The following is a 21,508-nucleotide window of genomic DNA, read 5'->3' as shown; positions in this document are numbered from 1 at the left end:
AGCAGGAGCAGCCTAAAAGCCGAAAGTGGCTCCTCAGTTTATCCTAGAAGATGGTGGTGCACACCAGTTGCGTGAGGGTAGGAGTAGGACTCGGATCAGGGTGGCGCTCCGATGTCGGGTTGCTGTGCACAGTGCGGGCAGATGTTGTGTTCCGGAATTTGAGGTGAATACCTTCGCCCACGCCAAACGTTACAGCCAACAGCCAACATTTTTATTAGCCGCTTTGCAAACCCATGTAATACCTTCCCGACGCCAGGCTGTGTAATGCATTTACTAGGCGCCGGAAAGGATAAAGGCGTTCATTTAAGAGCTTAGCAAAAAGCGCTTCTAGTTTATCGGCAAGCTTCTGGAGTGGACGGAGCGAGGTACTTATTGGTGAAAGCAGGTTGTCCGCGCAGCCTTTATGAATCGTTCAAGGGCAAAACTTCTCTGTTAGGGCTGAACCTGGAAGGCTAGGTTCCAGGCAGCAATGGCAATGCCTACTCTCCGCAACCTGCTCGCGCTTGACTTATGGATACGCTTTACTTAGTAGCGGTGCTCCCGCCAGAACCGGTGTTTTCGCAAATCTGGGCCCTAAAACAAGAGGTGCACCACCTTACGGGCAGCCGCAATGCCGTGCGCCTGCCGCCGCACATCACCCTAATTCCCCCCATCCGCCAACCCGACGAGTTTGAAGCGAAATGCGCGGCGGTACTCACCGACTTTGCGGCTACCCAAGCGGCGTTTACGGTTGGTTTGCAGGATTTTGCTTGGTTTGGGAGCAGAACCTTATTTGTGCACGTGAGCGAAGCCGCCGCGCTGAAAGCCTTTCACGCCGCCCTCACCGATTGGTGCGCCGCGCACTTGCCGGAAGTACCCCGCGAAAAACGTCCGTTTACGCCCCACCTCACCCTGGCCACCCGCGACTTGCCTGCCGCGCAGGTGCCCGAGTTGCGTCAGCTTTTCTCGGCTCGGTCCTACGCCGCCACCTTCCCGGTGCAAACCCTCACCCTTTTCCGCCACGACGGCCGGCAGTGGCAGCCCCGGGCTACCATTGCGTTGTTAGAACCAAACAAGAGCCAAGCCTGATACAGTTGGGAATGTTGCGTAGCGGGTGAGCACAGTTCTCACGGCAATACGTGAGAAACCATAAATCTTCAACGAGGATTTCAGAGCCCAGTGCAAATAACTTCGTGAAGGCCGGACAGGAGTGAAGTGCACGCAGACTACTAGCTTGCTTCTCGGGCAGTACGCTGATGTAGAACTACTAGTGTAGGCGAGGGACGTTATACGCTGGCCCTTGTCGTTTCCGAGGCTACGGCCCGTAGCGCGCGTTTAGAAGGGGTGCTTGTCGGTAAGCAAATCGTGAATTCGGTGTATTCTCCCTCTTGCGTTTCAACCCGCAACGTGCCACGGTGGCCCTTCGTGACAATGTCGTAGCTCAATGAGAGGCCCAAGCCAGTGCCCTCCCCGGTGGGCTTGGTGGTGAAGAAAGGCTCGAAAATCCTTTCTCGTACGGCAGCCGGAATACCGTTGCCATTGTCCCGAATTTGAATTTGAATGCCCTTTTCCGTCTGTTGGGTCTGAACATGTATTTTCGGCTGGAAGGCTTCGCCTAACAACCGCTGCTTTTCTGTTACGGCGTAAAAGGCATTGGTGAGCAGGTTAATCAGCACCCGGCTTAGATCTTGGGGCACTACTTCTAGGCTAGGCAGATGCGGTGCAAAGTGCGTGACTAGTATAACTTTAGACTCTTTGTTGGCAGCCTGCCAGCTATAGTGTGCCAGGCGCAGACACTCCTCCGTCAGCGCGTTCATGTCAGTTAACTGCAACTGCCCGCTGCTGGTCCGAGAGTGTTCCAGCATACTTTTCACGATGCGGTCGGCACGGCGGCCGTGCTGGTGAATACTGAGTTGGTTCTGCGTCAGGTCCTGGAGCAACTGCTCAACCGTGGCTTTGCCCATGGCCGACAGCGCTTCCTTGGCTATCTCCTCCTTTAGCTCGGCAGCCAGCTCGACGCCCAGGTCCGAGAAGTTGATAATGAAGTTGAGAGGATTTTGGATTTCGTGCGCCACACCCGCTGTCAGCTGACCCAGGGAAGCCAGCTTTTCGTGTTGCACCAGTTGCGCCTGGGTGGCTTGCAGCTCCGTCAGGGCTTGGTCGAGGTCGTCGCGGTGGGCGGCTATTTGTCGGTTTTTTTCGTTGAGATGTCGGTTGGTTCGCTGTTTCAAATAAACGTTGCGTAGCAGCAGTCCGGCCAGCACGATTACGCCCCCGAGACCGGCCAACAAGGCGTAGAGCTGCTGCCGCTGCCGAATGGCTGTTTGGGCTTGTAGTTGCCGGGTTTTGTTGAGCAGCGCAATCTGGGCGCGTTTGCGGTCTAGTTCGTACCCGTACCGCAATGCGCTGGTTTTGCGCTGCGTATCTTCCCCGGAAAGCGTATCACTGTACGCTATTTGCAGGTTGCGGTAGCGGTAGGCTTGCCCGAAGTTTTGGCGCTTAGCGTAGGCTTGGGCCAACAGTTCACTGGCTTTGCGAATGTTGCTATTGCTGCGCGTTTTCTCGCTTAGCTGTAGCGCATGGTGGGCCAGCGTGAGCACACTGTCAGTTTGGTTGGAAAGTAGGTAGGTGCGGGCTAGGGCCAGTTCTACCAGGGGTAGGGTGTACTCGTCGTGGAGGAAACGTACCAGTTGGCGTGCCCTAAGGCCATGAGTTAGGGCTTCGGCCTGACTGCCTTGCAAGCCATACACATCTGCCAGACTCGTCTCGAAGCCGGCTTCTCCTTGCTGATCACCTACTTGCTTGCTCAACTGTAAAGCGCGCTGATAATACAGCAGGGCCTGCGGCCACTTTTTGAGTGTTTGGTAGGAGTTGCCCAAGTCACTGAGAGTCGATAGCACCAGTTGATGGTCTCCCGTTTGCTGGCCAAACTTCAAGGCGGACTTCAGCACCGGCAGGGCCTCGGCGTAGTTGCCCATCTGGTGGTACACGTTGCCTAGAATGTACTGGAGGCGCGTTTTGGTTTGTAGGTCGCCGGCCTGCTCGGCAACGGGTAAGCCTTTCAGGGCCGAGGCCAACGCTACCGTGAGGTTGCCCTGTAGCATGTCAATGGTGCTCAGTTGCAGCCAGGTTTTGCCTAGTCCACGATGATCGAAGCGGCTTGCATACAGTTGCTGGGCCTGCTGGGCGTAGCGTCGGGCCGCCACGTAGTCGGCCTGCCGACGGTGCAAGTTGCTTAGGTCCAGTAGTGCCTGTCCCTCGCCCGAAACGTCGGCTAGTTGCCGGGCCAGGGCTAATGCCTGACGATTAAGCTGAATGGCCTCCGCTACATCGGTGCCCTTTACCTGCTGGGCCAGCAGCCGTAGCCGTCGTACTTGAGTTGTGTCAAGCCGAGGCTGGGTACGCAGCAGGCGGCGCAAGCTATCAGCCGATGGTGTTTGGCCCGGTGCGGGAAACGTAAGCAGCCCAAAGCCTAGAAGGAGCAGCAGAACGACGTAGGGTTTCATGCTGACAGGCGCCAAAGAGCAGGTGGGGGATATAGAGCCTGGCTGGAATTTCATAAAACCCCGCTTCCCGTTAAGTTCAGCACAACCATAGTAAATATTCTTACGGGGTTCGGAAGTGGCAGTGGCTACTGTCAACTAGCAGCAAATTGTGTGGCCTACCGCTAGCTCCAATCCGGATTATGGATCACGCCCAAGGAGACGGAGTCGGCTAGCGTCTTAGGTCCTCTCGACAGATACACGCTCCCTATCTCAATCGTCCGGTCGCCTCTTGAAGAGGATTCTATAAATCCACGCTTGTCCTTGACTTTGAAGCCTTTTGCTGTTAATGCCCTTACGAAGTCGCTAACCTTTTCCGCACTGCTAACAGAGGCAAGTTCTTCGGGACCCTTTCTTGTAAGAATCATTCCGCTGACATCCTTTACAAGATATAAAATGGAACCATAAGGGCCCCATTTGGCTTCGGTTGCTTCCGCTATGGAAGCGCCTTCTGGCAGCAACACAGGCCGGCCTAGTACTTCAATATAGGCTTCCACTACGGCAACCCAATCGGTTGCAGGTACTTGTTGGGGATTAGAAGTCATGGACAGGAACCGAGAAGAAATATAAATAAAAGTTAATATAAGATATGATACGAATTAATGCAAATCAATATTATTTAATTTATAACAGACTTTGAGTTAAGTTCGCTTGTCGTTGGCAAGTATGTAGGCCTATCATTGAATACACAGATAAAACAAGCCTCATGCAAGGCGCAGCGAAGCTCAACCAGCTTACAAGAGTGAATGCCCACAACCGCGCCTACAACGCAGTGCTCCTCTCCGGCCCGATAGGGAGCGTAGCAGGTTCAATCCTACCAGCGTAGCCGACACGGGTTTCGCTTTTCTGGTTTCACCCGTTTGAAGCGGGCGGCTGCTTGGGCGGCCGGCAACGGTTAAGCTAGCTCTACCAGGTAAAAAACAGCCGTCCGCCGCGCCTCTTCGCGCCCCGAATTTTAAGTTAGTTTAGCTGATATGTGCCCCGGTAAGAAGGTTTAAAAGGACAACTTTCGGTTCCTTACATCCGGCCCGAAAAGTTCGCCAAATAGGTGTGTCTGGTAGTTTCGGGCCTTAAATGGAAATTATTTGCTCGGAAATTGCAGCGAGTAATCCAGGTCTGTTAAGTAGTATATAACAGGTTGAAAATAAATGGTTTAAATGTATAATAAAGACTAGATATGGCATCATGAATACATGGGGTTGAAAAAAAATATGTAGTTTTTTTCAGTTGTTTTATATCAATTTGACAAGAAGCTTCGTAGAAGGGCTTCACAAACACAAGGTGCCTGTTCACCATTCACCTCATCACCATCACACATCAGACCCCATGAAACAGACTAAGAATTCAGCCTGGACCATCCGTGTAGTTGCTCTTCTCTTCAGTGCCGGCGCGGCCCTTTCTTCCTGCACCAGCACCAGCACTGACACTCCTGCTAGCTCCACTTCGGGTACTGATACCGGAACGACTACGACGGGTACAAGCACGTCAGGCACCAGCACCGATGGCACTACCAGCGGTTCTACTACCACTGGCACCACTACTTCGGGTACCACCTCGGGCGCTACCACTGGTACCACCTCAGGCACTACTTCGGGTAGCACCACGGGTACTACTTCCGGTAGCACTACGTCGGGCACCACGGGTACCACTACTTCGGGTACCACTGGCGGTACTACTACCCGCTAATAACACGCCTACTCTGTGCCGTAAGGCATAGTCGCAAAAACTGAAAACCACCCATTCGCACAGAATGGGTGGTTTTTTATTTAACCACCGTACTGAAGCCTTTATCAAGAAGTTGTTTCAAAGCGGCGATAAAGCACAGGTTCCGCTTGCTTTTAGTAAGGTTGAGCTGGGAGAAAACCAACGATACAGGCAAGCAACAAAGCTTGCTTGAGATGATTGTAAGAACTTAGTAATGAGATGGAAACAACGGATACGGCTGATCTTGCGTAAGTACTCGTATTCGTTGTGCTTACCTGTATAACGGCATCACTATTGTTTCACAGTTTACCATCCTATACCATGAAGAAGCTCCTGTTCACTGCCGCCCTTTCTGCTTTTCTGCTTGGCACCGTTGCGCCCGCTTTCGCTCAAACTACCCCCGTGCAAGGCGACACCACTAAGTTGAAATCAAACGGTAAAAGAGAAAAGCTGAAAACCACGGACGGCAAAGTCAAAGCAAACAACAAGAAAGGCAAGACGAGAATAAAGGCCGAAAAACCTAGCTAAGCAGCACCCTGCTGTATTGAGCTGCTGCCATCGTTTAGAGTGGGTCTACCACGAAAACAGCTGTTCAGTTGAAGCCTACAAAACAAGAGCGGGTTGCCTGTCAGGCAACCCGCTCTTGTTTTGTAGGCTTGCTTTGACTAGCAAACAACCGCAGCAAAAATAACTTAGTTGGCCACGTTATACGGCACGCCCATGTTCTGGAACATGAACGCCCATTTGTCGGTCTGCTCGCTGATTACCTGCGCGGTGGAACGGCCCGCGCCGTGGCCGGCCTTGGTTTCGATGCGAATTAGTACGGGGGCGGCGCCTTGCTGCGCCTCTTGCAGGCGCGAGGCGAACTTGAAGGAGTGCGCGGGCACTACCCGGTCGTCGTGGTCGGCGGTGGTAACCAGGGTGGCGGGGTAGCTGGCGGGCTTCAGGGCGTGGTAGGGCGAGTACTTGTAGAGGTACTCGAACATCTCCTTGGAGTCCTGCGCGGTGCCATAATCGTAGGCCCAGCCGGCGCCGGCCGTGAACTGGTTGTAGCGCAGCATGTCCATCACGCCCACGGCGGGGAAAGCCACCTTGAACATATCGGGGCGCTGGGCCATGGCCGCGCCCACCAACAGGCCGCCGTTGGAGCCGCCCGAAATGGCGAGGTAGTCTTTGGAGGTGTAGTTGTTCTGGATCAGGTACTCGCCGGCGGCAATGAAATCGTCGAATACGTTCTGCTTATGCAGCTTGGTGCCCGCTTCGTGCCACTTCTCGCCGTACTCGCCGCCGCCGCGCAGGTTGGCCACGGCGTAAATGCCGCCGTTTTCGAGCAGCACGATGTTAGAAGTACTGAAGCCGGGCGTCATGCTCACGTTGAAACCGCCGTAAGCGTAGAGCAGGGTGGGGTTTTTGCCGTTTAGCACCACTCCTTTTTTGTAGGTAATAATCATCGGGACGCGCGTGCCGTCCTTGGAGTTGTAAAACACCTGCTTCGATTCAAACTTGGTGGGGTCGAACTGTACGCCGGCCTTCTTGAACTCTGTCGATTTGCCGGTGGCAATGTCGTACTTGAAAATGGTGGGCGGGTAGATGTAGGACGTGAAGGTGTAGTAGGTTTCCTTCTCCTCTTTCTTGGTGCCGAAGCCCCCGGCCGTGCCCACCGAGGGCAGGCTGATGCTGCGCTCCTTCTTGCCGCTCATGTCGTACTGCTCAACGAGGGAAGTGGCGTCCTTCAGGTAGTTAGCGAAGATTTTGCCGCCGCCCGTGGAGACGTTCAGCACGTTTTTAGTTTCCGGAATCAGGTCTTTCCAGTTGGCGGGCTTGGGGTTGGCGGCATCCACGGTCACCACCCTTTTGTTGGGCGCATTGTAGTTGGTTTCGATGTAGAGTTTGCTGCCCACGTTGTCGAGCACACCCACTTCGCTTTTCTCATTATCAACCACTTGCACAATGGCGCTGCCGGGCTTGCTCAAATCCTGGATGTAAAGCTCGTTGCCGCTAGTAGTGTTGGCGCCGCTGATAACGAGAAACCGCTCATCCTCGGTCAGGGAAGCGCCGATATAGCGGCGCGGCGTTTGTTCGCCGCCAAATACCAGCTTATCGGTAGTTTGCTTGGTGCCCAGCTTGTGGTAAAACAGCTTGTGAATCTGGGTTTTGCCGGCCAGTTGGCTGCCCGCTTTGGGCTTGTCGTAGCTGCTGTAGTAGAAGCCATCGTTGCCCTTCCAGGCCAGGCCCGAAAACTTCACGTCCTTCAAGGTGTCGCCCACGATGGTTTTGTCGGCCGTTTTCAGCACAATCACCTTGCGCCAATCCGAGCCGCCTTCCGAAATCTGGTAGGCGGCTAAGCTGCCGTCTTTGGTGAAGTTGATGCCCGCCAGCGAGGTGGTGCCGTCTTTCGAGAAATTGTTGGGGTCGAGGAACACCTCCGGGGCGCCCGTGCTGCCCAACTGCCGGTACAGCACCGACTGGCTTTGCAGCCCCGTGTTCTTGCTGAAGTACGTGTACTTGCCTTCCTTGAAAGGCGCGCCGTATTTCTCGTAGTTCCAAAGCGTTTCGAGGCGCTTGCGAATGGCGTCGCGGAACGGAATCTGGCTGAGGTAATTCTGGGTTACCTTGTTTTCTTCCTGCACCCAGGCCTTGGTGTCACCGGCTTGGTCGTTTTCCAGCCAGCGGTAGGGGTCGGCTACTTTCGTCCCGAAGTACGTGTTGGCGGTGTCTACTTTTTTGGTTTGGGGGTAGGGCAGGGGCTTGATGGCGGTTTGGCCATAGGCCTGCGCTCCAGCCAGCAGTAGCACAAACGAGGTAAAAAAGCTTCTCATAGAGGAAGGATTACGTGAGAAAATGACGGAAAAAGCAGCAAGTGCTGGCAAGGATAGACGCCGCTACTGGTAAGGCGTTGCTTGCCGGGTGGCCTTTAGGCGCTAACTGAAAGTAACAAAGGGCTGGCGGTAAACCTACTGCTCAAGCTTGGGCCGCCTGGCCTCTGGTGCTGCCCTAGGCGTAGGCCTTGGCAACGTGTTCAAGATACAAGGCAGCAATGAAACATTGTTTGGTAGGTGCTACAAGCATCTTCCAGCATTGGAAATAGCTGAACACTTCCAAGCTGATTTTGGGGAGAGAAAAATTGCTTCCAAAAAGAAAAAAAGGAAACGAAACAGACGAGCCAGCCAACGCCTAGGTTTGTTTTTCATGAAATTTTAAGCACTGAGCAGGTTACTTTTTGGAAAGTAGGGTATCAAGTTGATATCAGTTCACAGAAAAACCTAACCATAGCCATGAAATTCTCTTTCAAATCCCTGCTTGTTCTTGCCGCTTTCGCTCCTTTCGCTTTGACTTCCTGCTCGGAAGCAACCAAGGAAAATGCTGAGGCAACTGCTGAAGGCGCGGCCACGGACGCTGCCAACGCCACCGAAAAAGCTGGCGACGCAGTAGAAGGCGCCGCTGACCAAGCCGCCTCCGATATGGCTCCCGAAGCTGGCGACACCGCTGTAGTTCGTGATCAGGAGGCTGACAAGGCCGTAGAAGAGACTCCTGCCAAGCAATAGTGTAGCTTCAAAGCTCAACCTAAAAACCCTTCCAGCACTATTCTGGAAGGGTTTTTTATTGCCTAGTAGGTTGCCGCATTTTCAACTAGGAGGTGTCCATAAAAGGCTTGTTGTCTTCTCAGCTATGGCTTAATTGGTCGTTGTCCAATCATAAATAAAGTAAACCGGCTGCAACGTGGCGCTTGTAGCGGTTCCGCTTCTGCTCATGTAACTTAAATTCCTGGCTACAAGGACGCCAGCTTTCTTTGGGGCTGCGTATTAACTGCAACGTACGCGCAAGGCTGGCGCGGCGTTTTCCTTCACTGCTCGCCTCTATGCTATGAAAAAAGTCGTGTTTACCGCCGTTCTTTCAACCTTTTTGCTTGGTGCTATGGCGCCAGTTTCTGCCCAAACCGCGCCCACTCAACCCACTGCCCAAGGCGACACGGCCAAGGTGAGGGAAAGAATGAAAAAAGATCAGAAGAAGTCGGCGGATGGTAAATACATGCTGAATCCCAAGAAAGCGAAAGGCAAAGCCAAGCAGCCGAAAGCAGTTAGCAACCAGTAAGAACCTACCCAAGTAAGGAGATGTCACTCCGACGAACAAGGAATCTGAAGGAGCTGGTGGATCGGTTTCACCCAGCTTCCTGCTTCGTCGGAGTGACAACGCTTTTATCGAGCTGAATGACTTCTAAGTCGTTGTAAAACGCTCCGCAAAACCCCTGTCCTTCGCCGGTAAGGGGTTTCTTGTGTAGTGAGTAGAAGGTAATTGAAAGTTGGAAACCGCCACGAATTGCCTTTACAAGTGGTTAAGTAGGCTTTGGGTGTTGGCGCAAGCAGCGTTGCTCAGCTCGGGGATCTTGGAGGGCGAGTACGCGCCCTCAGCAACACGCTCTGCATCAGCGAATAATTAAGTTAACTCAACTGAACCGTATGGCGTATGGAAGCTAAGCAGCTTTGGCGGTTTGAAGGATGAGTGAGGAGGGCGGACAAGTATTTCAACGTTCACCTAAACCGCACCTTACCTGATTAGGTTGTTTGTGCACAGCACCGCGTATTGAGGCGCCTTGCCAGGTTGCGCTTAGTGTGTGGCCGCCTTCGGTCTTACTTTACATTCCCTGCTTTATGTCAACTACTCCTATTCCGGACGATTCCGTCGGTACGTCTCCTGGCGTTCGGCCCGAAGATGGTTCGCGTCGTTCCTTCATGAAGCAGGCCGGTGGTATTCTGGGGCTGGCCCTCACGCCGCCGCTGGTTAGCCAAGCCGAACGCCTGACGGCCTACTCGAAAACCGTGGAGGGCGTGTCGGAAATGACGCTGCGCGTAAACGGCACCGCCCGCCCGTTCCGCGCCGAACCGCGGGTAACTCTGCTCGACGCCCTGCGCGAAAACCTCAACTTAACTGGCAGCAAGAAAGGCTGCGACCATGGCCAGTGCGGCGCCTGCACGGTGCTCGTCGATGGCCGCCGGATTAATAGCTGCCTGACGCTGGCCGTCATGAACCAGGGCAAGGAAATCACCACCATCGAAGGGTTGGCTAAAGGGGAGGAGCTGCACCCGATGCAGGTAGCCTTCGTGAAGCACGACGGGTTCCAGTGCGGCTACTGCACGCCCGGCCAAATCATGTCGGGGGTAGCCTGCGTGAAAGAAGGCCACGCCACCACCGACGCCCAAGCCCGGGAGTGGATGAGCGGCAACCTGTGCCGCTGCGGGGCTTACCCCAACATCACGGCCGCTGTGCGCGAAGTGGCGGGCAAGGCTTAGAGCTGAGAAGGACGGTCTAGTACAACTACAGAACCAATGAACAATTTCAGTTATACCACGGCCACCACAGCCAAAGAGGCTACCGGCGCACGCAAAGACAGTGCGCAAGTTGCCTTCATAGCCGGCGGCACCACGCTGCTTGACTTGATGAAGCTCAACGTCGAGCAGCATCCGCAGCTTGTCGATATCAACATGGTGCCTTTTAAAGGCATCAGCGAAACCCCCGACGGCTTGCGTATTGGCGCCTTGGAACGCATGAGCGACGTAGGCGAAAACCAGCTAGTAGTGCAGCAGTACCCGGCTATTTCCGAGGCGCTGCTGCTTAGTGCCTCGCCCCAACTGCGCAACATGGCCAGCATTGGTGGCAACCTGATGCAACGCACCCGCTGCACCTACTTCCGCGACACGGCCTTCCCGTGTAACAAGCGCAACCCCGGCTCCGGCTGCCCCGCTCAAACTGGCGACAACCGCGGCCTGGCCATCCTGGGTGGCAGTGCAGCCTGCATCGCCACCAACCCCGGCGACATGGCGGTGGCTTTGGTGGCGCTGGATGCCGTAGTGACCCTCGAAAACAGCAAGGGCAAGCAACGCCGCGTGCCGCTCATCGATTTTCACTTGCTGCCCGGCACCACGCCCCAGCGCGAAACCATTTTGGAAGTTGATGAATTGATTGTGGCCGTAACCGTGCCCGCCGCGGCGCATGCCCGCAAGTCGCACTACGTGAAGGTGCGCGACCGGGCTTCGTACGCGTTTGCGCTGGTGTCGGCGGCTGTGGGCCTTGATGTGCAGGGCGGCCAGATCCGGTCGGCGCGCATTGCCATGGGCAGCGTCGGGACCAAGCCTTGGCGCGCGCTGGAAGCGGAAAAAATGCTGGTGGGCAAGCCCGCCACGGAAGCCAGCTTCCGGGCTGCCGCCGCCGCCGCCGTCCGGGGTGCCGCCCCGCGCGAGCACAACCGGTTCAAGGTGGAAATGGCGCAGAAAACCATCGTCCGGGCTTTGCAGGAAATAACGGCGTAACCTTTCAGCACTTCAAAGCGCTGTTTCGGCTACCGAACGACCATAGCGCGAAGCTTCCATTTCGCGTCTCGTTGAACAACCGAAACAGAATTCAATAACTACGACGTGCAACGAGCCAGGTGCTGCTTCGGGGTACAGTCGTTCAACGAGACGCGAAGCGCAGGCTTCGCGCTACCGCCTACGACTTAGCATAAGATAGTATGGAGACCGAACCTAGATTTTTTGAAACCAATGGCCCCGGCGGCGTAGTGGGGCAGCCACTCAACCGCGTAGACGGCTACGACAAGGTAACTGGCAAGGCGAAGTACTCGGCTGAGTTTCCGCTACAGGGCTTGGTGTATGGCGTACTGAAAGGCAGTGAAATTGCGAAAGGCAAAATCCAGAGCATCGACATTACGGCCGCTATGAAAGAGCCCGGCGTGCTGGCCGTGCTTACCCACCAAACATTGCCCAAGCTTGCCAGAACGCCCAACGACCCAGAAGGCAAGAAAGCCATTGGCGCGCCTATGGGTTTCCTGCCGCTAACCTCCGACACCGTGCACTACGCTGGGCAGCCGGTGGCGCTGGTAGTGGCCGACACGTTTGAGCGGGCCACCCACGCCGCCTCGCTGGTCCGGGTGCAGTACGCCGTTGAGAAGCCCTTGGCCTCGTACCAAGACCCCAAGGCCGAAATCTTCAACCCGGAGAAGGTACAAGACGATAAAACCAAGGGCTACACCCGCCGCGGCGACGCGCAGGCGGCCTTGGCGTCGGCGCCCATCAAGCACTCGGCCACCTACACCCACGCCATCAACCACCACAACCCCATGGAGCCCGGCTCCACCACGGCCATCTGGGAAGCCCCTGACCGGCTGACGGTGTACGAGTCCACGCAGGGCATTACGCGCACGCAGAAGTCGTTGGCGACCATGCTGGGGCTGCCGCAGGAGCAGGTTCGGGTGGTGACTAAGTACATCGGGGGCGGCTTTGGCTGCAAGGGTTCATCCTGGCCTCACACGGTACTAACGGTGCAGGCCGCCAAAGCCGTGAACCGGCCGGTGAAGCTGGTACTCACGCGCCAGCAGATGTTTACGGGCATGGGCCACCGCGAAGACCAAACCCAAACCCTGCAAATCGGGGCTACCAAGGAAGGCAAGCTGCTGGCGCTGGTGCACGAAAAAACCTCGACCACCTCGCTTTGGGACAACTACGCCGAACCCAACAGCCGCATCATCAACCTGCTCTACGACTGCCCCACTTTCGAGTCGTCGTACCAGTTGGCGCGCGCCAATGTCATGACGTCCACCTTCACCCGCGCCCCCGGGGAGGCTCCCGGCTCGTTTGCTATTGAGTGCTCGATGGACGATCTGGCGGTTCAGCTTGGCATCGACCCCATAGAAATCCGGTTGCGCAACTACGCCGAAAAAGACCCCACCAACGGTAAGCCGTGGAGCAGCAAGAGCCTGAAGCAGTGCTACGCCCGCGGAGCCGAACTGTTTGGCTGGAACAAGCGCAACCCCAAACCCGGTGCTACCCGCGACGGCCGCTACCTGATCGGCATGGGCATGGCCACGGCCTCGTACCCGGTGCACAACTCGCAGGGTACGGCCCGCGTCCGCCTCTACGCTGACGGCCACGCCGTGGTGCAAAGCGGCGCCACCGACCTCGGCACCGGCACCTACACCGTCATGACACAAGTGGCCGCCGATGCCCTGGGCCTAACGCCCGATAAAGTGCGGTTCGAGTTGGGGGATTCACGCTTGCCTACGGCGCCCAACTCGGGTGGTTCGGTGGCGGCCGGTACGGTGTCGTCGTCGGTGTACGTGGCGGCGCAGGAGGTGTGGCAGAAACTGAAAAAGCTGGCCGTAGCCGATAAGAAGTCGCCGCTGTTCAGGGCGAAAATAGAAGATGTGGTAGTCGAGAAAAACCGGTTGGTACTCAAAGCAAACAAGCAGAAAGGTGAGGACTTCGCAGCCCTGATGAAGCGCAACGAAATGACCGACATCGAGGGCACCGGCAACGGTAAGTACGGCGCGGGCTACGAAACCGGCCTCGCCCCCGGCCCCGCCGACTCCGGCCATCAAGACGACAAAGGGGGCCACTCCATGCATTCCTTCGGGGCGCATTTCTGCGAGGTGCGCGTCGATGCTGAACTTGGTACGGTGCGCGTTACGCGCTGGGTGAGTGTGCACGGTGCCGGCCGGATTCTGAACGCCAAAACCGCCCGCAGCCAGATTATCGGCGGCAGCATTTTCGGGATAGGCGCGGCGCTGATGGAAGAAACCTACCGCGACCCAAACTTCGCCCGTTACACCAACGCCAGCCTGGGCGAGTACCACATTCCCGTCAATGCCGACATTCCGGAAATGACAGTGGAATTTATTGAAGAACACGATCCTTATATCAACGCCATGGGCGTGAAAGGCATCGGTGAAATTTCAATGGTCGGCGTATCCGCCGCCGTGGCCAATGCGGTATTTCACGCCACTGGCAAACGCGTGCGGGATTTGCCGATCACACCCGATAAAGTAATGGGGGCTTTGGCAGTTTAGCTTGAGGTTGCAGTTTCCAATTTTTCAACGCCCATAGCTTTCTTGCGCTCGTATACCGCTCTAATTCACTCTAGCCGATAACCATTGCCCTGTATGACTGAGCTTCAGCGCCTTCTTCTTGCCTACGACGAGCACCGCGCCGCTAACCGTGCTTGCGCGTTGGCCTCGGTGGTAGATGTGGCGGGTTCGGCGTATCGGCGGCCGGGCGCCCGCATGCTCGTTACGGAAGATGGGCAACTGACCGGGGCTATCAGCGGCGGCTGCCTGGAGGGAGATGCCCGCCGCCGAGCGCGCCAAACCATTCGGCAAGGCCGCCCCACCGTCGTTACCTACGACTCCACCGACCCGGAAGATGATTTGCAGTTCGGCGCCGCGCTCGGCTGCCAAGGCGTCGTGCAGATCCTGCTGGAGCCGCTTGACTTCACTGATCCTGACAATCCGCTGGAAATGCTGCGCCGTTGGGTTGAGGGAGTGGAGGCGCCTGCTGTGGTAGCCACGGTGTTTAGTTTGGCTGGGGCGCAAGCTCCTGTTCAGATGGGGGAGCGGCTGTTGCTGTTGCCCGATGGCACGGTGCAAGGTACCCTTCCCGCTTCATCTGAGTTGTACGAAACTATACTGGCCGATGCCCGCGCGGCTTTGCAAGCGGGGCAGCCTGCTACCCGCCATTATGCCGCCGGAGTTGGCACCGTGCGGGTGTGCCTGGAAATACTGCACCCCCCGGTACGGCTTACCATCTACGGCGCCGGCAACGACGTACAGCCCCTCGTGCATTTAGCTGCCGGATTGGGCTGGCGAGTGCAGGTGCTGGATGGCCGGCCCGCGCAAGCCCAACCCACTCGTTTTCCGGAGGCGGAGCTAGTGCGGGTGCTGCCACTAACCGAGGTAGGAGAAGAGCCCCACGATGCGCGCTTTGCGCTGCTTATGACCCACAACTACTATTACGATTTGGCCGTGCTGCGCCACTTATTGCCTGCACCTACGCGCTACATTGGACTGCTAGGGCCCCGCAAAAAATACGAGCGTCTACTTACTGATCTGCAAAAAGAAGAGCCCACAGCCGCACAGCTGCTGGCCGGCCGGCTCCACAGCCCCATCGGCCTCAACCTGGGTGCCGAAACTCCCGAAGAAATTGCGCTGTCCATTGTAGCGGAAATCCAGGCGGTACTGGCGGGCCGCCCCGCCGGCTTCCTGCGTGACTCGCCCGACCCGATTCACCCGCCGCTGCATTCGAACGGACCGTTGCAAGCCGAAGGCCGCGTAGATGCGGTCTGTGAGCTGTAACGCTATAGAAAAGAGGCTAAATTCGCTTATGTCCACTGCGGTTATTGTTCTTGCAGCCGGCTCGTCTTCACGTTTGGGCCAGCCCAAACAGCTATTGTGCTATGAAGGCCAAACGCTACTGCGCCGCGCCGTTGAAACAGCCGTAGCCGCTGCGGCCGGGGCGCCGGTAGTGGTCGTGACGGGCGCCTTACACGCAGAACTATTGCCAGAATTAACCGATCTGCCGGTCCTGGTTGTGCAGTGCAGCACTTGGGCCGAGGGCATGGGTGCCTCGCTCAAAACTGGCCTAACGGCCTTGCAGAGCTTGTGCAATACCTGGGCTACCGTGGTAGTAATACTCTGTGACCAGCCCTACGTGACGGCTACCGTCCTGGAACAGCTGGTAGCAACTTACCTTGACACGGGCCAGCCCATAGTGGCCGCTGAATATGGTGCAGTGCGGGGCGTGCCGGTGCTCTTTGGGGCCGAAGTATTGCCGCTACTCCGAGGGATTTCCAATGCCGCCGGGGCCGCCCAACTACTCAAGCAGCACCCGCAGCTAGTAGCCACCGTGCCGTTTGCCGCCGGGGCCGTAGACGTTGATACGCCGCAACAGTACGCGGCGCTGCTACGTGGGGAAGCGCCCTCCCCAACGGGTAACAGCTAACATTGCCAACCGCCCAACAACCCCAACCGTTGAATCCCGTTATCTTGGCCGGTACTACACCTTCAACTTTGTCTCTATGACAACTGCCTCGGCTACCGCGCCGGACACCGGCTTCGACAACATTCCCAAAGACGATAAACGAATCACCCGCGGCTGGACGTTCTACGACTGGGCCAACTCCGTGTATCCGCTCGTTATTACGTCCAGTATCTTCCCCATTTATTGGGGCGCTATGGTGAAACAAGTTACCGGCACCGACAGCGGCAAAAGTCCGGTAGATTTCCTTGGTTTTCAAGTGCCAGGCTCCTCATTGCTCACTTACGCTATTTCGGCAGCCTTCCTGCTTATTGCCCTCATCAGCCCGTTCCTGACCTCATTGGCCGATTTTTCGGGGCGCAAGAAGCTGTTCATGCAGATCTTCTGCTACCTCGGGGCTGCCTCCTGCGCCGCCCTCTTTTTCTTCACCCCCGATACACTGACGGTCAGCACTTTCGTATTCATTTCGGCCACTATTGGCTTCTCGGGTTCTATTGTGTTCTACAACTCGTACTTGCCCCTAATTTCCTCGGAAGACCAATATGATTCGTTGTCGGCGCGGGGCTTTTCGATGGGCTACATTGGGTCGGTGCTGCTGCTGCTGGTTTGTTTGGGCCTAATAATGGGCCACGAGACGCTTGGGCTGGAAGAAGGCTTCGCCACGCGCCTGGCGTTTCTGCTCACTGGGGTGTGGTGGGCTGGTTTCGCGCAGATTCCCTTTTTCGCCTTGCCCGCCGACCCTGGCCGTCCGGCCACTGCCGCCGCTGCCGATTCGGGCTGGCTGCTCAACGGGTTTCGAGAACTAGGTAAGGTCTGGGCACAGCTCGAGCATCTGCCCAACCTGAAGCGGTTTTTGCTAGCCTACTTCACCTACAACATGGGCGTGCAAACGGTTATGTACGTGGCTACTATCTTCGGCGACGAAGAGTTGAAGCTGGAAAGCTCCGCCCTGATTCTCACTATTTTGCTGTTGCAGCTAGTGGGTATCCTAGGAGCCTATCTGTTTTCAAAGCTGTCGGAGCGCATCGGCAACACGCGGGCCCTGAGTTGGTCGGTCGTGATTTGGATGCTGATTTGCATTGCCGGGTATTTCGTGCAGGCCGGTTGGAGCTTCTACGCGCTGGCCTCGGTTATCGGCCTCACCATGGGCGCAGTGCAAAGCCTTTCCCGGAGTACGTATTCCAAAATAATCCCCGAAAACACGCCCAATACTGCTGCTTTCTTCAGTTTTTTCGATGTAACCGAAAAGCTTAGCATCGTTATCGGCACTGCCGTGTTCGGCGTCATTGCCCAGATTACGGGCTCGATGCGCAACAGTATCCTGTCGCTTATCGTGTTCTTCGTTTTGGGCTTGATTTTCCTGTTGCGTTTGCGCGGCCGGAAGTTGCGCGACGAGGTGCAGAGTGCAGGCGACCAGGTGTTGGCCCCACCACCCGCTACGCCCAACATGGGCGTGCCCGTTTCTCCGAAGTAGTTCGCCTGAAATAATCAGTAAGCCCCGCCACAAGCGGGGCTTTTCGTTTGGCGCTATTTATTTGCAATAACTTTTCGCCAAGAAGTCACTTCTAAAACCTTCCAGCACTCTTATCATACTTTTTCCAACTTCATGACCGAAGCCCAACCCACTTTGCAAGCTGCTCTTAGCCAAGAGCTGAAACACGAGTTGAAACTCACCCGCCGTCTTCTAGAGCGAGTTCCCAACGAGCAGTTCAGTTGGCAGCCTCACCCCAAGTCGATGAAGCTTGGCACGCTCGCTTCGCACATGGCCAATCTGGTTGGCTTTCTGGAAATGTCGCTGGCTGGTTCCGAAACCGATTTGGCCAGCGTAACAATGCCCGATTCGCCTACCACCACCGACGAGGTACTGCGCCGCTTCGACGTCAATGGCGAGAACATTCACAAGGCCTTAGAGCAAATAGATGACGCTACGTTTCACGGAATGTGGTCGTTGCGCCGAGGCGAGCAGGTGTTTATGACCCTGCCCCGCGCCGCGGTAGCCCGGACCTTGGTTCTGAATCACCTCATCCACCATCGCGGCCAGCTGAGCGTCTACCTGCGCCTACTCGATATCCCGGTGCCCGCCATCTACGGCGGCTCCGCCGATGAAGCTCCTGTTCGGTAAATTAAAAATTGATAAGTAAGAATGAAGAATTGGCCGTTCAATAACTCCCACTTGGAGCGTTGAACGGCCAATTCTTCATTCTTACTTATCAATTCTTAATTGAGAACACCTGCTCGCCGGCAATCCAGGTTTGCTGCACTTTCGCGCCGCGCAGCTTCTCTTTGGGGACTTGCAATAGGTCGGTATCCAACACCACGAAGTCGGCGGCCATGCCGGGGCGGATGCTGCCTTTCTGCTTGTTTTCGAAGGCGGCGTGCGCCGCCCAGGTGGTCATGCCGCGCAACGCATCGGGGCGGCTCAGCGCGTTTTCCATCTGAAACCCGCTGGCGGGATAGTTCTTGGCATCTTGCCGGGCCACGGCGGAGTGGAAGCCAAACAGCGGATTGATATCTTCCACCGGGAAATCGGAGCCGAGGGCTACTTGGCCGTATTGCTGACGCAGGTCGTTAAAGGCATACGCCGTTTTCAACCGCTCAGCGCCCAGCCGCTCGCCGGCCCAGTACATATCGGAAGTGGCGTGGGTGGGCTGCACCGAAGGCACAATACCGAACTGCCCAAATTTGGGCACGTCCGCCTTGCTCACCACCTGCGCGTGCTCGATGCGCCAACGACGGTCGTTTTTGCCTTTCAATACCTCGCCGTACACATCGAGCAAAAAACGGTTGCTGGAGTCGCCGATGGCGTGGGTGTTCATTTGGAATTTACTGGCCGCCAGCTCTTTGGCTAAAGCGCGGTAGTCGGCTATGGAAGAAAGCAGAAAGCCGGTTTCCTTGGGCTTGTCGGTGTAGGGGTGCAGCAAGCAGGCGCCGCGCGAACCAAGGGCCCCGTCGGCGTACACCTTGAAGCTGCAAACCGTAAGGCGGTCCTCGAACACCGGTCCGTTTTTCAGGTAATAGTCTTTGTTGGCCTTGGTTGGGTTGAGCATGGCGTATACGCGTATTTTCAGCTTGCCTTGCTGCTGCAACGCGGCCATTTGGTTGATATTCGCTTTGTCGAGGCCCGCATCGGCGAGGCTGGTGAGGCCCACAGCTACGCAGCGCTGCTGGGCTTCCAGCAACGCTGCATTGGCTTCGGTCGGTGTGGGCTCCGGAATCTTCGTGCTGACTAAATCCACGGCATTGTCAACCAGCAAGCCCGTTAGCTGACCGGCTGCGTTTTTAGTGATGGTGCCGCCGCTAATGGGCGTTTTGGTGGTGACGCCCGCCAGGTCCAGCGCCTTCTGGTTGACGAGGGCCGCGTGCCCATCCACCCGCACGATAAACACCGGCGTGTTCGGAAACAGGATATCGAGGGTGTCTTTGGTAGGGAACTGCTTGTTGGACCAGTCGTTCTGGTCCCAGCCGCGCCCCGTCAACCAGGCGGCCTGCGGGTATTGCTGACGCTGCTGCTGCAACTTCGCCACCACTTGCTTCCACGAGGTAGTGCCCACCAGGTCGGCATCGCGCAGCCCCAAGGCGTAGCGGTAGAAGTGGCAATGCGCGTCGTAGAAGCCCGGATAAACGAATTGGCCCCGGGCATCAACGGTTGCCTTGCCCGTGTACTTGCTGCGGATGTCCTCCTCTTTGCCCACGGCCACAAACTTGCCGTCTTGCACGGCAAAGGCCGTGGCTTTGGTGAAAGCGGAATCGACGGTGTAAACGGTAGCATTGTAGACCACCAAATCAACCGACTGGTTTGAACTACTTTGGCAGCTACTAAAAAAGCCCAACAACGGTAGCAGGGCAAACAGGCGGAAAAATTGAAGCATGCCGCGAAAGTAAGTGAAAAGGTGAAATGGTGAGGTGGTAAGATGATGACAGTGACGTTCTAATTGCACCACTTGCGCAGACTCGCGCTAGCAGAACGTCACTGTCATCATCTCACTACCTCACCATTTCACTGTCTTACCACGAAGTCCTTTCACTGCTCCACCGAGTCACGTTGCAGGCAGTATTCGAGCCAGGCGCGGGCCGGGTTTTCGTCGGTAAACCGCTGAATCAGGTACGGCTGGCCTTGTGAAGTTGCGTTGTTTTGGGAGAGGCCAATGTTGGCCAGCGCGCCGGCCAGGTGGTGCGGGGCCATCAAAAGCGCGATGTACGTGGTGCGGCCCAGGCGGGGGTGTAGGCGTGGAAAGAAATCTTCCATCATCCAGAACACGTCGGAAGCATCCACTCCCGTCCGGCGCCGGACGTCGAGCAGCCAAAAGCGGCAGTTCGTTTCAGCCGCTACGTCGAGGATGGCTGCGTAGCCGCGTTGGAGTTCGAAGGGCATGACTCCCCGCTTCCAATGCCCATATAGCAGTTGTTGGTCGGGGTGATAGGCAACGTCCAGATAAGCAGTAGAGAATGAATCCATAGCAAATTAAAACAGCGGTCGGTAATAAAGTAATAAAAGACGCTGCATACCCCAGTACGTTGGAGGAAGTGACAAGGAAAAACCCCAGTGGGTTGGAGCCACTGGGGTTTTTCCTGGTAGCGCCGCTGCGCAAGCTAAGCGATAAGGGCTGTTTTCGCTACTCGAAGCGCATATGCTTCACTGATTCGCCAGAGTTTTTCAGCTCCAGTAGCGAGTCAATCCCGATTTGTAGGTGGGCTGTTACGAAGTCGGCCGTTACTTTTTTGTCGCTTTCCGACGTTTTCACGCCCTCGGGTGTCATCGGGTTGTCGCTGACGAGCAGGAGCGCGCCGTGCGGAATCTCGTTTACGAAGCCCACCGTGAAGATGGTAGCCGTTTCCATGTCCACGGCCATGGCCCGAATCTGCCGCAGGTACTCTTTGAAGTTTTCGTCGTGCTCCCACACCCGGCGGTTGGTGGTATACACGGTGCCGGTCCAGTAGTCTTTCTCGTGCTTCTTGATCATCGACGACACCGCGCGTTGCAGGCGGAAGGAGGGCAGCGCGGGAATTTCAGCCGGCAGATAGTCGTCGGAAGTACCCTCGCCCCGAATGGCGGCGATAGGCAAAATCAGGTCGCCGAGCTTGGTTTTGCTTTTCAGGCCGCCGCATTTGCCCAGAAACAGCGCCGCTTTCGGCTTCACCGCCGAAATGAGGTCCATCACGGTAGCAGCCATGGGGGAGCCCATTCCGAAGTTGATGATGGTGATGCCGTTGGCCGTAGCGGTTTGCATCGGTTTATCGAGGCCGTTCACCTCCACGCCAAACTGCTCGGCGAACATGTGCACGTAGTTGATAAAGTTGGTGAGCAATATGTACTGCCCGAACTCCTTGAGGGGAACGCCGGTGTAGCGGGGTAGCCAATTTTCAAGAATGTCTGATTTGGTTTTCATAAGAATGAATTATTCTGTCATGCTCGATCCGGCGTCCGCCTAGCCAAGTATGAGGTTCAATAAATTGGTTACAAAAAAACCGTCCACCCCACGAAGG

The 21,508-nt window shown here is 56.3% G+C and carries 19 protein-coding genes; 12 read left to right on the top strand and 7 right to left on the bottom strand.

Annotation, left to right across the window (positions count from 1 at the left end):
- Positions 1-43 precede the first annotated feature (43 nt).
- Positions 44-199 (bottom strand): hypothetical protein, encoded by a 156-nt coding sequence (locus tag ACFE7X_RS18875; RefSeq protein ID WP_375437244.1) that lies wholly within the window; start codon positions 197-199, stop codon positions 44-46.
- 311 nt (positions 200-510) lie between these two features.
- Here ACFE7X_RS18875 and ACFE7X_RS18870 point away from each other — a divergent pair, with 311 nt between their 5' ends.
- Positions 511-1,068: a 2'-5' RNA ligase family protein gene (locus tag ACFE7X_RS18870; protein ID WP_375437243.1), complete on the top strand. Its 558-nt coding sequence runs from the start codon at positions 511-513 to the stop codon at positions 1,066-1,068.
- Between the two features lie 197 nt (positions 1,069-1,265).
- Here the strand turns inward: ACFE7X_RS18870 and ACFE7X_RS18865 are convergent, their stop codons facing one another.
- Complete coding sequence (locus ACFE7X_RS18865; RefSeq protein WP_375437242.1) at positions 1,266-3,485, bottom strand: ATP-binding protein; 2,220 nt, start codon at positions 3,483-3,485, stop codon at positions 1,266-1,268.
- Between the two features lie 161 nt (positions 3,486-3,646).
- Positions 3,647-4,066: a hypothetical protein gene (locus tag ACFE7X_RS18860; RefSeq protein ID WP_375437241.1), complete on the bottom strand. Its 420-nt coding sequence runs from the start codon at positions 4,064-4,066 to the stop codon at positions 3,647-3,649.
- A gap of 781 nt (positions 4,067-4,847) precedes the next feature.
- On the opposite strand from ACFE7X_RS18860, the gene ACFE7X_RS18855 reads away from it, so the two are divergent.
- Positions 4,848-5,207 (top strand): hypothetical protein, encoded by a 360-nt coding sequence (locus ACFE7X_RS18855; protein WP_375437240.1) that lies wholly within the window; start codon positions 4,848-4,850, stop codon positions 5,205-5,207.
- Positions 5,208-5,546: 339 nt separating this feature from the next.
- A complete protein-coding gene (locus ACFE7X_RS18850; RefSeq protein ID WP_375437239.1) occupies positions 5,547-5,753 on the top strand; it encodes a hypothetical protein in 207 nt (68 codons plus the stop codon).
- Between the two features lie 164 nt (positions 5,754-5,917).
- On the opposite strand, the gene ACFE7X_RS18845 is transcribed toward ACFE7X_RS18850, so the two are convergent.
- Positions 5,918-8,044: a prolyl oligopeptidase family protein gene (locus ACFE7X_RS18845; RefSeq protein WP_375437238.1), complete on the bottom strand. Its 2,127-nt coding sequence runs from the start codon at positions 8,042-8,044 to the stop codon at positions 5,918-5,920.
- Positions 8,045-8,500: 456 nt separating this feature from the next.
- Here ACFE7X_RS18845 and ACFE7X_RS18840 point away from each other — a divergent pair, with 456 nt between their 5' ends.
- The 9 genes from ACFE7X_RS18840 (at position 8,501) to ACFE7X_RS18800 (ending at position 18,146) form a co-directional block, all read left to right on the top strand.
- Positions 8,501-8,770 (top strand): hypothetical protein, encoded by a 270-nt coding sequence (locus tag ACFE7X_RS18840; RefSeq protein WP_375437237.1) that lies wholly within the window; start codon positions 8,501-8,503, stop codon positions 8,768-8,770.
- Positions 8,771-9,089: 319 nt separating this feature from the next.
- Entirely contained in the window at positions 9,090-9,317 is a 228-nt protein-coding gene (locus ACFE7X_RS18835; protein WP_375437236.1) for a hypothetical protein, read from the top strand.
- Between the two features lie 557 nt (positions 9,318-9,874).
- Positions 9,875-10,513 (top strand): (2Fe-2S)-binding protein, encoded by a 639-nt coding sequence (locus tag ACFE7X_RS18830; protein WP_375437235.1) that lies wholly within the window; start codon positions 9,875-9,877, stop codon positions 10,511-10,513.
- Positions 10,514-10,549: 36 nt separating this feature from the next.
- Complete coding sequence (locus tag ACFE7X_RS18825) at positions 10,550-11,530, top strand: FAD binding domain-containing protein (protein WP_375437234.1); 981 nt, start codon at positions 10,550-10,552, stop codon at positions 11,528-11,530.
- Positions 11,531-11,730: 200 nt separating this feature from the next.
- Entirely contained in the window at positions 11,731-14,061 is a 2,331-nt protein-coding gene (locus ACFE7X_RS18820) for a xanthine dehydrogenase family protein molybdopterin-binding subunit (protein WP_375437233.1), read from the top strand.
- 93 nt (positions 14,062-14,154) lie between these two features.
- The gene (locus ACFE7X_RS18815) at positions 14,155-15,342 is read left to right on the top strand and encodes an XdhC family protein (RefSeq protein ID WP_375437232.1); all 1,188 of its coding nucleotides are present in this window, start codon (positions 14,155-14,157) and stop codon (positions 15,340-15,342) included.
- A gap of 28 nt (positions 15,343-15,370) precedes the next feature.
- Positions 15,371-15,988: an NTP transferase domain-containing protein gene (locus tag ACFE7X_RS18810; RefSeq protein ID WP_375437231.1), complete on the top strand. Its 618-nt coding sequence runs from the start codon at positions 15,371-15,373 to the stop codon at positions 15,986-15,988.
- A gap of 76 nt (positions 15,989-16,064) precedes the next feature.
- Positions 16,065-17,498 carry an MFS transporter gene (locus tag ACFE7X_RS18805; RefSeq protein WP_375437230.1) on the top strand — a complete coding sequence of 478 codons (1,434 nt, stop codon included), beginning with the start codon at positions 16,065-16,067 and terminating at the stop codon, positions 17,496-17,498.
- A 132-nt stretch (positions 17,499-17,630) separates the two neighbouring features.
- The gene (locus ACFE7X_RS18800; protein ID WP_375437229.1) at positions 17,631-18,146 is read left to right on the top strand and encodes a DinB family protein; all 516 of its coding nucleotides are present in this window, start codon (positions 17,631-17,633) and stop codon (positions 18,144-18,146) included.
- Between the two features lie 88 nt (positions 18,147-18,234).
- On the opposite strand, the gene ACFE7X_RS18795 is transcribed toward ACFE7X_RS18800, so the two are convergent.
- From ACFE7X_RS18795 to ACFE7X_RS18785, 3 genes are all read right to left on the bottom strand, one after another.
- Positions 18,235-19,893: an amidohydrolase gene (locus ACFE7X_RS18795; RefSeq protein ID WP_375437228.1), complete on the bottom strand. Its 1,659-nt coding sequence runs from the start codon at positions 19,891-19,893 to the stop codon at positions 18,235-18,237.
- A gap of 152 nt (positions 19,894-20,045) precedes the next feature.
- The gene (locus tag ACFE7X_RS18790; protein WP_375437227.1) at positions 20,046-20,480 is read right to left on the bottom strand and encodes a hypothetical protein; all 435 of its coding nucleotides are present in this window, start codon (positions 20,478-20,480) and stop codon (positions 20,046-20,048) included.
- Positions 20,481-20,637: 157 nt separating this feature from the next.
- Entirely contained in the window at positions 20,638-21,411 is a 774-nt protein-coding gene (locus tag ACFE7X_RS18785; RefSeq protein WP_375437226.1) for an AMP nucleosidase, read from the bottom strand.
- Positions 21,412-21,508: the final 97 nt, after the last annotated feature.

Source organism: uncultured Hymenobacter sp. (assembly GCF_964242765.1).
GTDB lineage: Bacteria > Bacteroidota > Bacteroidia > Cytophagales > Hymenobacteraceae > Hymenobacter.
This window is presented reverse-complemented; position numbering and strand designations above follow the sequence as displayed.

Excerpts from the sequence above, each read along its gene's own strand:
- ACFE7X_RS18870 (WP_375437243.1), top strand. The coding sequence starts at position 511 with ATGGATACGCTTTACTTAGTAGCGGTGCTCCCGCCAGAACCGGTGTTT.
- ACFE7X_RS18865 (WP_375437242.1), bottom strand. The coding sequence starts at position 3,485 with ATGAAACCCTACGTCGTTCTGCTGCTCCTTCTAGGCTTTGGGCTGCTT.
- ACFE7X_RS18860 (WP_375437241.1), bottom strand. The coding sequence starts at position 4,066 with ATGACTTCTAATCCCCAACAAGTACCTGCAACCGATTGGGTTGCCGTA.
- ACFE7X_RS18855 (WP_375437240.1), top strand. The coding sequence starts at position 4,848 with ATGAAACAGACTAAGAATTCAGCCTGGACCATCCGTGTAGTTGCTCTT.
- ACFE7X_RS18850 (WP_375437239.1), top strand. The coding sequence starts at position 5,547 with ATGAAGAAGCTCCTGTTCACTGCCGCCCTTTCTGCTTTTCTGCTTGGC.
- ACFE7X_RS18845 (WP_375437238.1), bottom strand. The coding sequence starts at position 8,044 with ATGAGAAGCTTTTTTACCTCGTTTGTGCTACTGCTGGCTGGAGCGCAG.
- ACFE7X_RS18840 (WP_375437237.1), top strand. The coding sequence starts at position 8,501 with ATGAAATTCTCTTTCAAATCCCTGCTTGTTCTTGCCGCTTTCGCTCCT.
- ACFE7X_RS18835 (WP_375437236.1), top strand. The coding sequence starts at position 9,090 with ATGAAAAAAGTCGTGTTTACCGCCGTTCTTTCAACCTTTTTGCTTGGT.
- ACFE7X_RS18830 (WP_375437235.1), top strand. The coding sequence starts at position 9,875 with ATGTCAACTACTCCTATTCCGGACGATTCCGTCGGTACGTCTCCTGGC.
- ACFE7X_RS18825 (WP_375437234.1), top strand. The coding sequence starts at position 10,550 with ATGAACAATTTCAGTTATACCACGGCCACCACAGCCAAAGAGGCTACC.
- ACFE7X_RS18820 (WP_375437233.1), top strand. The coding sequence starts at position 11,731 with ATGGAGACCGAACCTAGATTTTTTGAAACCAATGGCCCCGGCGGCGTA.
- ACFE7X_RS18815 (WP_375437232.1), top strand. The coding sequence starts at position 14,155 with ATGACTGAGCTTCAGCGCCTTCTTCTTGCCTACGACGAGCACCGCGCC.
- ACFE7X_RS18810 (WP_375437231.1), top strand. The coding sequence starts at position 15,371 with ATGTCCACTGCGGTTATTGTTCTTGCAGCCGGCTCGTCTTCACGTTTG.
- ACFE7X_RS18805 (WP_375437230.1), top strand. The coding sequence starts at position 16,065 with ATGACAACTGCCTCGGCTACCGCGCCGGACACCGGCTTCGACAACATT.
- ACFE7X_RS18800 (WP_375437229.1), top strand. The coding sequence starts at position 17,631 with ATGACCGAAGCCCAACCCACTTTGCAAGCTGCTCTTAGCCAAGAGCTG.
- ACFE7X_RS18795 (WP_375437228.1), bottom strand. The coding sequence starts at position 19,893 with ATGCTTCAATTTTTCCGCCTGTTTGCCCTGCTACCGTTGTTGGGCTTT.
- ACFE7X_RS18790 (WP_375437227.1), bottom strand. The coding sequence starts at position 20,480 with ATGGATTCATTCTCTACTGCTTATCTGGACGTTGCCTATCACCCCGAC.
- ACFE7X_RS18785 (WP_375437226.1), bottom strand. The coding sequence starts at position 21,411 with ATGAAAACCAAATCAGACATTCTTGAAAATTGGCTACCCCGCTACACC.